The 11,949-nt window shown below is 71.2% G+C and carries 8 protein-coding genes and 1 pseudogene; 3 read left to right on the top strand and 6 right to left on the bottom strand.

Translation table 11 applies throughout. From position 1 onward, the window contains the following. The 6 genes and pseudogenes from AD72_RS21125 to AD72_RS21100 all read right to left on the bottom strand — a co-directional run. Positions 1 to 609 (bottom strand): annotated as a pseudogene (locus tag AD72_RS21125) (hypothetical protein); the annotation flags it as partial. A 269-nt stretch (positions 610 to 878) separates the two neighbouring features. Further along, complete coding sequence (locus AD72_RS21120; RefSeq protein WP_031468270.1) at positions 879 to 2,141, bottom strand: M20 family metallopeptidase; 1,263 nt, start codon at positions 2,139 to 2,141, stop codon at positions 879 to 881. 227 nt (positions 2,142 to 2,368) lie between these two features. Further along, the gene (locus AD72_RS21115; protein WP_031468269.1) at positions 2,369 to 2,713 is read right to left on the bottom strand and encodes a hypothetical protein; all 345 of its coding nucleotides are present in this window, start codon (positions 2,711 to 2,713) and stop codon (positions 2,369 to 2,371) included. Between the two features lie 4 nt (positions 2,714 to 2,717). Next, positions 2,718 to 3,707: a methylmalonyl Co-A mutase-associated GTPase MeaB gene (meaB, locus tag AD72_RS21110; RefSeq protein ID WP_255357172.1), complete on the bottom strand. Its 990-nt coding sequence runs from the start codon at positions 3,705 to 3,707 to the stop codon at positions 2,718 to 2,720. Further along, positions 3,704 to 5,893 carry a methylmalonyl-CoA mutase gene (scpA, locus tag AD72_RS21105; protein WP_031468267.1) on the bottom strand — a complete coding sequence of 730 codons (2,190 nt, stop codon included), beginning with the start codon at positions 5,891 to 5,893 and terminating at the stop codon, positions 3,704 to 3,706. The genes meaB and scpA overlap by 4 nt, the downstream gene beginning before the upstream one ends. Further along, positions 5,890 to 7,680, bottom strand: coding sequence for a methylmalonyl-CoA mutase family protein (locus tag AD72_RS21100; RefSeq protein WP_031468266.1), 1,791 nt, complete (start codon positions 7,678 to 7,680; stop codon positions 5,890 to 5,892). The genes scpA and AD72_RS21100 overlap by 4 nt, the downstream gene beginning before the upstream one ends. A 151-nt stretch (positions 7,681 to 7,831) precedes the next feature. Between AD72_RS21100 and AD72_RS21095 the strand changes: the two genes are divergently transcribed. The 3 genes from AD72_RS21095 to AD72_RS21085 are packed head-to-tail and all read left to right on the top strand — an operon-like array spanning position 7,832 to position 11,939. Further along, a complete protein-coding gene (locus AD72_RS21095; protein ID WP_031468265.1) occupies positions 7,832 to 9,484 on the top strand; it encodes a serine/threonine-protein kinase in 1,653 nt (550 codons plus the stop codon). 22 nt (positions 9,485 to 9,506) lie between these two features. Next, on the top strand, positions 9,507 to 10,289 hold the full coding sequence (locus AD72_RS21090) for a purine-nucleoside phosphorylase (protein WP_031468264.1): 783 nt from the start codon (positions 9,507 to 9,509) through the stop codon (positions 10,287 to 10,289). 9 nt (positions 10,290 to 10,298) lie between these two features. Then, positions 10,299 to 11,939 (top strand): phospho-sugar mutase, encoded by a 1,641-nt coding sequence (locus AD72_RS21085; RefSeq protein WP_031468263.1) that lies wholly within the window; start codon positions 10,299 to 10,301, stop codon positions 11,937 to 11,939. Positions 11,940 to 11,949 lie beyond the last annotated feature (10 nt).

Below are 11,949 nucleotides of genomic sequence, written 5' to 3'. Positions count from 1 at the left end.
CAGCAGCACCGCACCGGCGGCCGCTCCCCTCGTCTTGCCGCTGACCAGGCAGCTGAGCCGGTCACCCCGTTCGCGGTAGCGCGGATCGCGCCGTTCGGCGATCCGCGCCCGGATTCCGGCGCGCAAGGATCTTCGCCGGGTCGCCGGTTGCTGGGCCAGGGCCTCTTCGGCCACGGCGAACCCGAACTCCCGTTCCGGCGCGCACAGCAGTTCGGCGAGCGCGTGGTCGAGACCTACCGTCGGTAGCCCGCACACGGTGGCCGTGGCATGGCGGGCCGGGTCGCCGTGATGGATCCGGATTCCGGGTGGCGCGCTGCGATTGCGGCCGTACGGCCGGAGCACGTGCACCTGCTGGCTGCGGGCACTGGAGCAACCGTGCAACCAGGCGGCACTCGTTCGGCACAGCGCACTGTCCGGGCCGCACCACAGGAGAGCGGCGGAGGCGATGGTGAGCGGGTCGGCCGCCCGCGCCCCGCGCACCAGCACCCCGGGGAACCGTTCCCGCAGCTGCCCGGTGCTCAGCGCGAGGCGCAGCGGGTAGGCACCGATCTCGGCACGCGCCGCGCGCTCGGTACAGGCGCCGTTGGTCATGCAGGCCAGCTCGGTCATGAGAGCGGGCCTTTCCGAGCATCGCAGCGAGCCCCGGCGAGCGAGGCCGCGACGACGCCGATCGAGTGAGGACACGAGCGAGCCTCAGCGAGCGAGGCCCGGAGCGAGCGAGGAGTCGAGCCGGGGTCGCAGCGCAAGGAAAGGTCCGATCGGGCCAGAACAGTCATGACCATGAGCATGCCGTGGTTCGCCCGGAGGGCAACGGGCCCGCGCAAATCTGTGGATGGCGGTTGCCGCTGTGGACAACCGCGCAGACAGACGGCCGGTGGTCAGCGCTGCGCGGTGAGCGCGTGCAGCGCGGCTGTCACATGGACCCGGACACCGATCGGAAGCGCCCGCTCATCGATGTCGAAGGCGGGCCGGTGGATGTCCGCGCGGTGTTCACCGCCCCCGTGCACGCCGAGCCGGGCGAAGGTGCCCGGCACCTGCTCGAGGTACCAGGCGAAGTCCTCGCCGCCCGAGGACTGCTGGGCGGTGGCGACGGCATCGGTACCGATCGCCGAGGTCACGGCCTCGGAGAGCAGTTCGGTGCTGCGTTCCTCGTTGACCACCGGTGGCACTCCCCTGCGGTAGTCGAGCTCGAACCCGACCCCGGTCGGGGCGACGAGCGCGGCGACGAACTCGCGCACCAGCGGTTCGAGCGCGGCCCAGGTGTCCCGGTCGGCGGTGCGCAGCGTGCCGCGCAGCTGCCCCTCCTTGGGCACCGCGTTGGGTGCGTTGCCCGCGTGCACCGCGCCCCAGACGAGCACTGTCCCCGAGCGCGGGTCGACCCGCCTGGACAGCAGCGCCGGCAGGCCGGTGATCACCGAGCCGAGCGCGTTGACCAGGTCGGCGGTCAGATGGGGGCGCGAGGTGTGCCCGCCGGGAGAGGTGAGCCCCAGCTCGATGAAGTCGGTCGCGGAGGTGATCGGGCCGACCCGGGTGCCGACCGTGCCGACGTCCAGTTTCGGTTCGCAGTGCAGGCCGAAGATGCGCTCGACCCCCTCGAGCCCGCCCGCCTCGATCACGTCGAGCGCGCCGCCGGGCATGACCTCCTCCGCGGGCTGGAAGATCAGCCGCACCCGCCCGGGCAGGCTCGGCGCCTGGACCAGCGCGTGCGCGGCACCGAGCAGCATGGCGGTGTGCGCGTCGTGCCCGCAGGCGTGCGCCACCCCGTCGACGGTCGAGGCGAACGGGAGACCGGTCTCCTCGTGCACGGGCAGGGCGTCGATGTCCGCGCGCAGCGCCACGCACCGGTCCCCGCTGCCGATATCGCAGATCAGGCCGGTGCCGTTCGGGAGAACGTCGGGTTTGAGCCCGATCGAGCGCAGCAGGTCACCGACGAGTTCGGTGGTCGCGTACTCGTCGCGGGCGAGCTCGGGGCGGGCGTGGATGAGCCTGCGCCAGGCGACGAGGTCCGCGCTACCGCGGTGCAGCCAGCTCTCCAGCCAGTCCGGTCCCCGTCCCTTGGCCAGGTCGGCGACGTCGCCCGCTCCGGTGAGCAACTCCTCGATTCCGCCGGCGCGCTCCGGCTGTGCGTCAACCAGGGTCACTGCTGCGGCTCCATCGGCGAATCTCCTCGAAAGGCTTGCGCTGTCGTGCTCATCATGCACAGATATTCGACGACGGAACGTAGTTTCGGCTGATCAACCGCTCGCCGGTCGCGCGAGTGCGCTGGACGGCAATCGGGAATTCAGCCCGGCCGAACGTTTTGCGCGGGCCTCGAGGTCCTAAGACTCTTTACCGGAAAGAGCACTACGGATGACGGAACGACGGCGGACTATGCCTTCGCGTTCTGCAGGTTCTTGAGCTTCCTGCGGTACCTGCCGCGCTTGCGCCGGCCGAAGTAGACGATCACGAGCAGCAACACCACGACCACGCCGAGGATCAGTTTGTTGGCCGAACGCTCGGTGTCGGCCTGCTCCTGCTGCTTGTTGATCGAGACCCCGGGCTCCGGCCCGGCGGTCGCGGTGTGCCCGCCGACCGCAGCAGCGGAACTGACCAGGGCGGCGGAGGTGGCCGGCTGCGCCGTGGCTACCTGCGGGAGCAGTCCGCCACCGAGGCCGAGCAGCATGGCGCACAGCCCGAGCAGGACGATCCGGCTGGCGCGGTGTTGTGAACGCACACTCTCAGTGTGCCCGCTCGCCGGTGAACGCGTCCAGGATCCGCGCCGCGGCGAGTGAAGCGGCCAGCCGCCCTTCCCGCACCTCCTGCTGCACACCGTCCACGATCGCGGCCACATCCGGGTTCGCCCGCAGCGAGTCGAACAGCTGGTCACGCACCATCGACCACATCCAGTCCACCTGCTGGCGGCGGCGCTTCTCCTCGAAGGAACCGTCCGCGAGCGCCGCCTCCCGATGCGCGCCGAGCTGGGTCCACACCGTGTCCAGTCCGGTCTCGCTGAGCCCGCTGCAGGTGAGCACGGGGGCATGCCACTCGTCCTCGCTGGAGCGCAGCATCCGCAGTGCCCCGGCGAGTTCGCGTGCCGCGCGGCGGGCCTCGCGTTCGTGATCGCCGTCGGCCTTGTTCACCGCGATCACATCGGCCAGCTCGAGCACGCCTTTCTTGATGCCCTGGAGCTGGTCACCGGTGCGCGCGAGGGTGAGGAACAGGAAGGAGTCGACCATATTGGCCACGGTGGTCTCGGACTGTCCGACGCCGACGGTCTCCACGAGCACCACATCGTGGCCAGCGGCCTCCATCAGCACCATGGTCTCCCGGGTGGCCCTGGCGACCCCGCCGAGCGTGCCCGAGGTCGGCGAGGGACGCACGAAGGCGTTCGGGTCCACGGCCAGCCGCGCCATCCGGGTCTTGTCGCCGAGGATCGCCCCTCCGGTCTTGCTGGAGGAGGGATCGACGGCGAGTACGGCGACCCGGTGCCCGCGCGCGGTGAGCATGCTGCCGAGCGCGTCGATGAAGGTCGACTTGCCCACCCCGGGTACTCCGCTGATGCCGACCCGTACCGCCTTGCCCGAATGCGGGAGCAGTTCGGTGAGCAGTTCGGCGGCCTTGGCCCGGTGATCGGCCCGGGTGGACTCGACGAGCGTGATCGCCCGGGAGAGCACCCCGCGCTTGCCCGCCAGCACATCCTTGGCCATCGCGGCGACGTCAGTCGTCACGGCGCCTCCGGCACCGGGTGCCCGTGCTGGGCGCAGAGCTGGCGGAGCAGATCGATCGCCGCGTCGGCGATCACGGTTCCCGGCGGGAAGATCGCGGCCGCGCCCGCCTCGCGCAGCGCGTCGAAGTCGCCCGGCGGGATCACGCCGCCGACCACGACCATGATGTCCGAACGGTCGTTGGCGGCCAGTTCCTCGCGCAGCGCGGGGACCAGGGTCAGGTGCCCGGCCGCGAGCGAGGACACCCCGATCACGTGCACATCCGCCTCGACCGCCTGACGGGCGACCTCGGCGGGCGTGGAGAACAGCGGGCCGACGTCCACGTCGAAGCCGAGGTCGGCGAACGCGGTCGCGATCACCTTCTGCCCCCGGTCGTGCCCGTCCTGACCCATCTTGGCGACCAGGATGCGCGGGCGGCGCCCCTCGCCCTCGGCGAAGGAGTCCACGATCGAGCGCGCGGTGTCCACATTGGACGCTTTGCCGACCTCGTGCGAGTACACACCGGAGATGGTACGGATCTGCCCGGAATGCCTGCCCCACACTCGTTCGAGCGCGTCGGAGATCTCGCCGACGGTGGCCATCGACCGGCCCGCGGCGACCGCGAGCTCGAGCAGATTGCCCTCACCGGATTCGGCGGCACCGGAGAGCTGCCGCAGCGCGTGGTCCACCTGTTCCTGGTCGCGCTCCTCGCGCAACCGGCGCAGCTTGTCCAGCTGGCGGGCGCGCACATCGGCGTTGTCCACCTTGAGCACGTCGATCTGCTCCTCGGCGGTGAGCTGGTACTTGTTCACGCCGATCAGCGACTGGCGGCCGGAGTCGATACGCGCCTGGGTGCGCGCGGCCGCCTCCTCGATGCGCAGCTTCGGGATCCCGGCGTCGATCGCGCGCGCCATCCCGCCCGCGGACTCGACCTCGGTGATGTGTGCCCAGGCCTTCTCCGCGAGGTCCTTGGTGAGCCGCTCCACGAAGTAGCTGCCACCCCAGGGATCGATGGTGCGCGTGGTCCCGGATTCCTGCTGCAGCACCAGCTGCGTGTTGCGGGCGATGCGCGCGGAGAAGTCGGTGGGCAGCGCGAGCGCCTCGTCGAGCGCGTTGGTGTGCAGCGACTGGGTGTGTCCCTGGGTCGCGGCCATCGCCTCGACACAGGTGCGCACCACGTTGTTGTACACATCCTGGGCGGTCAGCGACCAGCCGCTGGTCTGGCAGTGGGTGCGCAGCGACAGCGACTTCGCGGACTTCGGCTCGAACTGCTTGACCAGCTTCGCCCACAGCAGCCGGGCGGCGCGCATCTTGGCGATCTCGGTGAAGAAGTTCATCCCGATCGCCCAGAAGAACGAGAGCCGGGGCGCGAACTTGTCGATGTCCAGGCCCGCGTCCAGACCGGCCCGGATGTACTCCACCCCGTCGGCGAGGGTGTAGGCGAGCTCCAGATCGGCGGTGGCTCCCGCCTCCTGCATGTGGTAGCCGGAGATGGAGATCGAGTTGAACTTCGGCATCTCGGTCGAGGTGAACGAGAAGATGTCCGAGATGATCCGCATCGAGGGCTGCGGCGGATAGATGTAGGTGTTGCGGACCATGAACTCCTTGAGGATGTCGTTCTGAATGGTCCCCGCGAGCTTCTCGTGCGCGACACCCTGTTCCTCGGCGGCCACGATGTAGAGCGCGAGCACCGGGAGCACCGCGCCGTTCATGGTCATCGAGACGCTCATCTTGTCCAGCGGGATGCCGTCGAAGAGGGTGCGCATGTCGTAGATGGAGTCGATCGCGACCCCGGCCATGCCGACGTCCCCGCCGACCCGCGGATGGTCGGAGTCGTAACCCCGGTGGGTGGCCAGGTCGAAGGCGACGGAGAGCCCCTTCTGCCCCGCGGCGAGGTTGCGCCGGTAGAAGGCGTTCGACTCCTCCGCGGTGGAGAACCCGGCGTACTGGCGCACGGTCCAGGGCTGGTTGACGTACATCGTCGGGTACGGGCCGCGCAGGAACGGCGCGATACCCGGATAGGTGTGCAGGAAGTCGATGCCCTCGGTGTCGGCCGCGGTGTAGACCGGTTTGATGCCGATGCCCTCCGGGGTCTCCCATTCGAGGGCGTCGGCGTCCTTGCCGGTGGCCGCGCGCAGTGCCGAGGTCCAGTCGGTGTAGCCCGGCTCGGCCGGTTCGCCGAGTTCGACCTGCGAGAAGTCGGGGATCATGCGGACACCTCCAGAATCTCGCCGAGGGCGGCGAGCGCATCGCAGCCCGCGTAGACGTACTGGTCACACCCCGCCTCGCGTGGCTTCCCGGCCAGCGCGGTCAGCCGTGCCCCCGCCGAGCGCAGCGCGGGGACGAGTTCGGCAAGCCATTCGCCGTAGGCTTCCTCGGTACCGCACACGCAGACGCAGGTGCAACCCGAGTCGGTGAACGCGGACACGATCTCCGCGACCGTCTCACTGGGCCCCGCCTCGACACTGGCGATGCCCCCCGCCGCGTAGGTGTTGCGGGCGAACCCGGCGCGCGCGGTGTAGGCGGCCAGCGAGCCGAGCGTGGCCAGGAAGACCCGGGGCCGTTCGGGGGCGGCGTCCGCACGGTCCCGCAGTGCCTCGTACTCGGCCGCGTAGTGCACCCCGGGCAGGATCCCCGGCGGCTCGGAGTCCGCTGCCGGGCGGGAAAGCGGGCGCTCCTCGAGGTCGGGGAACTCGCTGACCCCGGTGATCGGGTCCGTCCGGTGCGCGATCCGCTCCCGGTGCGCACTCCAGGTCCGCCCGAGCTCGCGGGCCAGTGACCCGGAACCGAGCGCGGCGACGATCCCGCCCTGCGCCTCGACCCCGGTGAACCGCTCCCAGGCCCGGTTCGCCAGTTCATCGGTGCGCCGTTCGACGGCGTAGGAACCACCCGCCGGATCGATCACCCCGGCCAGGTGCGATTCCTCCAGCAGGATCGACTGGGTGTTGCGCGCGATGCGCCTGGCGAACGCGTCCGGGGCGCCGATCCGCTCGTCGAAGGGGCGCACGGTCACCGCGTCCGCACCCGCGACCCCGGCCGCGAACGCCGCGATGGTGCTGCGCAGCATGTTCACCCAGGGATCCCGCGCGGTCATCATCGCCGAGGAACCGACCGCGTGCTGGCGCTGCGGGACCCCCTTGATGCCGCTCACCTCGCACACCCGCGACCACAGCCGCCGGGCCGCGCGCAGCTTCGCGATGGTGCCGAACTGGTCGACGCTGGCGGCGTAGCGGAACTCGAGGGTCGCGGCGGCCGTGTCGGCGTCCAGTCCCGCCTCGGTCAGCGCGCGCAGATAGGCGAGCCCTGCCGCGATCGAGTAGCCCAGCTCCTGGGCGTCCGAACCGCCCGCCTCGTGGAACAGCGCCCCGTTCACGGTGATCACCTGCGTGTTCGGGTACCGCTTCGCCAGCGCGGCGAGGTACTCGGGCTCGGTGATCTGCCCGGTCACCGAGAGCGGGTCGATACCGAGGACCGCACGCACTCCGCTGTCCGGGATCCCCGCGGCCGCGTAGCAGGCGAGCAGGGCGTCGACCGGTGCGCGGAACCGCTCCCCCGGGGAGAGCACTACGGGGGCGAGATCGAGCAGCACCCCGTCCAGGGCGCGCGCCAGCCCATCGGCCGGTACCCCGTGCTCCCCCGCGGCGAGCCAGACCGCGCCCGCCCCGTGCTCGAGGTCGTCCAGCAGGCACTCGTTCACCGCGGCCGGGTCGCTGCCCTCGGCCTTGGTGCGCACCTGCCACGCGGTGCCCTGCGGATCGGCCCCGCGCACATAGGGGGCGAGGCCGGGAAGACCCGTACCGGGCGAGCCGTCCTCCGCGGTGTAGAGCGGGCGGATAGTGATGTCATCGTCGGTGGTGGTGGCGAGCGCGAGTTCGGGGTCGTCCGGCGCGGTACGCCCTTGTTTGGCGAACACACCCGCGACCAGTTCCCGCCATTGCGCGCGCGTCGCCGCCTCGAACTCGGCGGCGAGCTCGAGCCGTTCCGGAGCGGTTGTCATACGTGGTGATGGTACTGGCGGGTAATCGGGACACGGGTGTGACTCTGGTCCCGATCCGCGGGCACAATACTTCCGTGACCGAGCTTGCGAGGGCACCAATGGACACAGCACCACCGGTCACGGGGCCGACGAGCGTCAGCGAGGAGGTTTCGTGACCGATTCCGAAACCCGGCTGATCGGCGGCCGCTACCGCCTGGGGGAACGCCTCGGTACCGGCGCGATGGGCATCGTGTGGTCGGCCTACGACGAACTGCTGCACCGCAATGTCGCGGTCAAGGAGGTGCAGCTGCCCGCGGGCATGCCGGACGACGAGGCGGACGCGGTACGCGAGCGGACCCTGCGCGAGGCGCGCGCGGTCGCCGCACTCAATCAGGCGAACGTGATCACCGTCTTCGACGTGGCGGTGACCGACGGGGCGCCGTTCGTGGTGATGGAACTGGTCACCGGCCGCAGCCTCGCCGGGCTGCTGCGCGCGAGCGGGCCACTGGACGAGCAGGCCGCCGCGCTCATCGCGGACGCGCTCGCCGCGGCACTCGGCGCCGCGCACCGCACCGGGATCACCCACCGGGATGTGAAGCCCGGCAACGTACTGCTCGGGGACGGCGGCCAGGTCCGGCTCACCGACTTCGGCATCGCGCGCAGCGTCGCCGAGTCCACCATGACCCACACCGGGATCATCCTCGGGTCACCGGCCTATATCGCCCCGGAGATCGCCGAGGGTGCCAAAGCCGCACCGGCCGCGGACCTGTGGAGCCTCGGCGCGACCCTGTTCGCCGCGGTGACCGGGCGACCGCCCTATGAACCGGACGGCGGGATCGTCGCCACGCTGCACCAGGTGGTGGACGGGGAGGTGCCCGACCCTGAGGTGGACGGCCCGCTCGGCGAGGTGGTGCGCGGGCTGATGGTCAAGGATCCGCAGGCCCGGCTGTCCCTGCTGGAGATACGCAGGCTGGTGCATCCGCTGCTGCCCGCTCCGGGGGAGTCGCTGTTCGATCTGGCCAGCCCGGATCCGGAACCGGTGCCGATCCCGGCCCCCGCGCCCCCGCCCAGCCCGAAACCGGGGGCCGAGGCCGCCACCGCCGCCCCGCTGGCCGGTGATCCGGGACCGTTGCCGTTCACCCCGAGCGCCCCGGCACCGCGGCCGAGGCGGAACCGGACCACGGGGCTCGTGGTCGCCGCGATCGTGCTGTTCCTGCTCGCCGGGACCGGCACCTTCGTCGCCGCGCGCACCATCGGCGGGCAGAGCATCCTCCCCCAGCCCCGAGTGGTCGCCGCGGACGCGCCGACCCGGCCGATCGGGGAACTCGTCCGCCAGGAGGGACGGGCACAGACGCTGAACGGGGCCCGTGGCGGCGGATTCTCCATCATGGTGCCCAAGGGCTGGCCGACCTTCGTCGAACAGCGCACCGACACCCGGCTGCCCTCGGCCGCGGTGGTGCACTTCGTCAGCGAGGACGGCCAGCAGGAGATCACCGTGGAACGCTATCCCCGGTTCTTCCCCGCGCACACGATCGCCGACTACATCCGCAGCATCCGCGAGGCCTGGCCGGCCGGCGATCTGTCCACGCAGCGCGCGAAATCCGGGGACAGCAGCGAGTTCATGTACCGCACGGTGGAATCCAGCCAGACCGACGGGCAGCAGGGGGCCGCGAGCACCGATCTCGGCCGCACCGTCTATGCCAAGGCCAAGCGGGACGAATCGATCCTCTGGGTGGTCAGCGTGCACGTGCCGACCGAGCAGGAGGACAAGGGCTACCAGCAGCTCTATCAGCGGATCGCACCGACATTCCGCGCCGAGGACTGAGCGTCGCCTAGTATTGCCCGGCGTGACTAGCGAAGCAGAAGCCGCGGCGGTCATCGCCGAGCGAACGGGCATCGAACGACACGACATCGCCGTGGTCCTCGGCTCCGGGTGGCGCCCGGCCGCCGATGTGCTCGGCACCCCGGACACCGAGATCCCGCTCGCCGAACTGCCCGGTTTCCTCGCCCCCACGGTCGCCGGGCACGGGGGCACGCTGCGCTCGGTCACCCTCGGCGAGACGAAGGTGCTGATCGTGCTCGGCCGCACCCACCTCTACGAGGGCAAGGGCATCGATCCGGTGGTGCACGGGGTGCGCACGGTCGCCGAGGCCGGGGTGCGCGCGATCGTGCTGACCAACGCCGCGGGCGGGCTGCGCCAGGACATGAGCGTCGGCCAGCCGGTGCTCATCTCCGATCACCTGAACCTGACCGCGCGCAGCCCACTCACCGGGGCCGCGTTCACCGATCTCACCGATCTCTACTCACCGCGCCTGCGTGAGCTCGCCAAACAGATCGACCCCAGCCTCGCCGAGGGCGTCTACGCGGGCCTTCCCGGTCCGCACTTCGAGACACCCGCCGAGATCCGGATGCTACGCACGCTCGGCGCGGACCTGGTCGGTATGTCCACCGTGCTGGAGGCGATCGCCGCGCGCGCCCGCGAGCTCGAGGTGTTCGGGCTCTCCCTGGTCACCAACCTCGCCGCGGGCATCACCGGGGAACCGCTGGACCACCATGAGGTGCTCGCCGCGGGACAGGCCGCCGCGGAACGCATGGGCACGCTGCTGCGCGAACTCGTGCAGCGAGCCTGAAGGACCGCCATGATTTCGCCGGAACTGCGCAAGCGCACCACGACCTGGATCGCCGAGGACCCCGAGGAGCAGACCCGGGAGGAACTCACCCGGGTGCTCGCGGACGCGGTCGCCGGGGTCCCGGGCGCGGCCGAGGACCTGGAATCGCGGATGGGTGAACCGCTCACCTTCGGCACCGCGGGCTTGCGTGCCCCGGTGCGCGCCGGGGTCAGCGGGATGAACATGGCCGTCGTGGTGCGCACCACGGCCGGGATCGCCGAATGGCTGCGCGGACAGGGACTTTCCGGGCGCACCGTGGTCGTCGGGCGGGACGCGCGGCACGGTTCGGAGGCTTTCGCGCACGCCACCGCCGAGGTGTTCGCCGCTGCCGGGTTCGACACGCGGCTGCTTCCCGGCCCGCTGCCCACTCCGGTACTCGCCTACGCCGTCCGCACGCTCGGCGCCGTGGCCGGGGTGCAGATCACCGCCTCGCACAATCCGCCAGCGGACAACGGTTACAAGCTCTATGACGGCAGCGGAGCGCAGATCGTGCCACCGGCCGATGAGCGCATCGAGGCGGCCATCGGTGCCGCGCGGCCGGCCCGCTCGGTGCCGCGCGCGGCGAACTACACCGAGGTCGGCCCGGACCTGCTGGAGTCCTACCTCGACGCCTGTGCCGCGGTGCGGCGGAACACCGAACCCGGCCCGCGGATCGTGCTCACCCCGATGCACGGGGTCGGCGGCCGGGTCGCGGTCGATGCCTTGGCACGCGCCGGATTCACCGATGTGCACCTGGTCGGCGCGCAAGCCGAACCGGACCCGGACTTCCCCACGGTCACCTTCCCCAATCCCGAGGAACCCGGGGCCGCTGATCTGCTGCTCGAACTCGCCGCCGAGCGCGAGGCGGACCTGGCCATCGCGCTCGATCCGGACGCCGATCGCTGCGCGATCGGGGTGCGCGACACCGGGGGCTGGCGGATGCTGCGCGGGGACGAGACCGGCGCGCTGCTCGGTGAGTATCTGCTCGCCACGAACACCAGCCCCGATCCGCTCGTGGCCACCACCATCGTCTCCTCGGGCCTGCTCGCCGGGATCGCGCAACGGCACGGGGCTCGTTACGACGAGACGCTCACCGGGTTCAAATGGCTCGTGCGCTCCGGGGACGGCGCGGGCACCGGACTGGTCTACGCCTACGAGGAAGCACTCGGCCTGTGCGTGGACCCGGATGTGGTGCGGGACAAGGACGGGATCTCCGCCGCCGTGTTCGCCGCCGATCATCTCGCCGCGCTGCGAGCCACGGACCGCAGCATTCCCGAGGCGCTCGACGAGCTCGCCCGCGTGCACGGTGTGCACCTGACCGGCCAGTACTCCCCGCGGTTCACCGACCTGAGCGAGCGCGAGGCCATCATGCGGCGGCTGCGCGCCGGACCGCCCGGCGAACTGGCCGGGACCACCGTCACGTGCACCGATCTGCTGCCGCGCACCGACGGGCTGCGGATTACCGGAGAAGCGGTGAAGGTGATCATCCGTCCCTCGGGAACCGAGCCGAAACTCAAGTGCTACGCCGAGATCGCCCTCCCGCCGCGCGCGGACCTGGACGCGGCCGAGGCGGAGGCCGCCGAACGGCTCGAGGCGCTGCTGACCGCCCTCGGCGAGCTGCTCGCGAGTTGACGGGGACGAT

The organism is Sciscionella sediminilitoris (genome assembly GCF_000737195.2).
Classification (GTDB): Bacteria; Actinomycetota; Actinomycetes; order Mycobacteriales; family Pseudonocardiaceae; genus Sciscionella; species Sciscionella sediminilitoris.
Note: the sequence above shows the minus strand (reverse complement) of the source record. Positions and strands in the feature narration are given on the sequence as shown.

Bases quoted from the DNA above. Each gene is read 5' to 3' on its own strand.
- AD72_RS21085 (WP_031468263.1), top strand. From the start codon at position 10,299: ATGATTTCGCCGGAACTGCGCAAGCGCACCACGACCTGGATCGCCGAG.
- AD72_RS21100 (WP_031468266.1), bottom strand. From the start codon at position 7,680: ATGACAACCGCTCCGGAACGGCTCGAGCTCGCCGCCGAGTTCGAGGCG.
- scpA (WP_031468267.1), bottom strand. From the start codon at position 5,893: ATGATCCCCGACTTCTCGCAGGTCGAACTCGGCGAACCGGCCGAGCCG.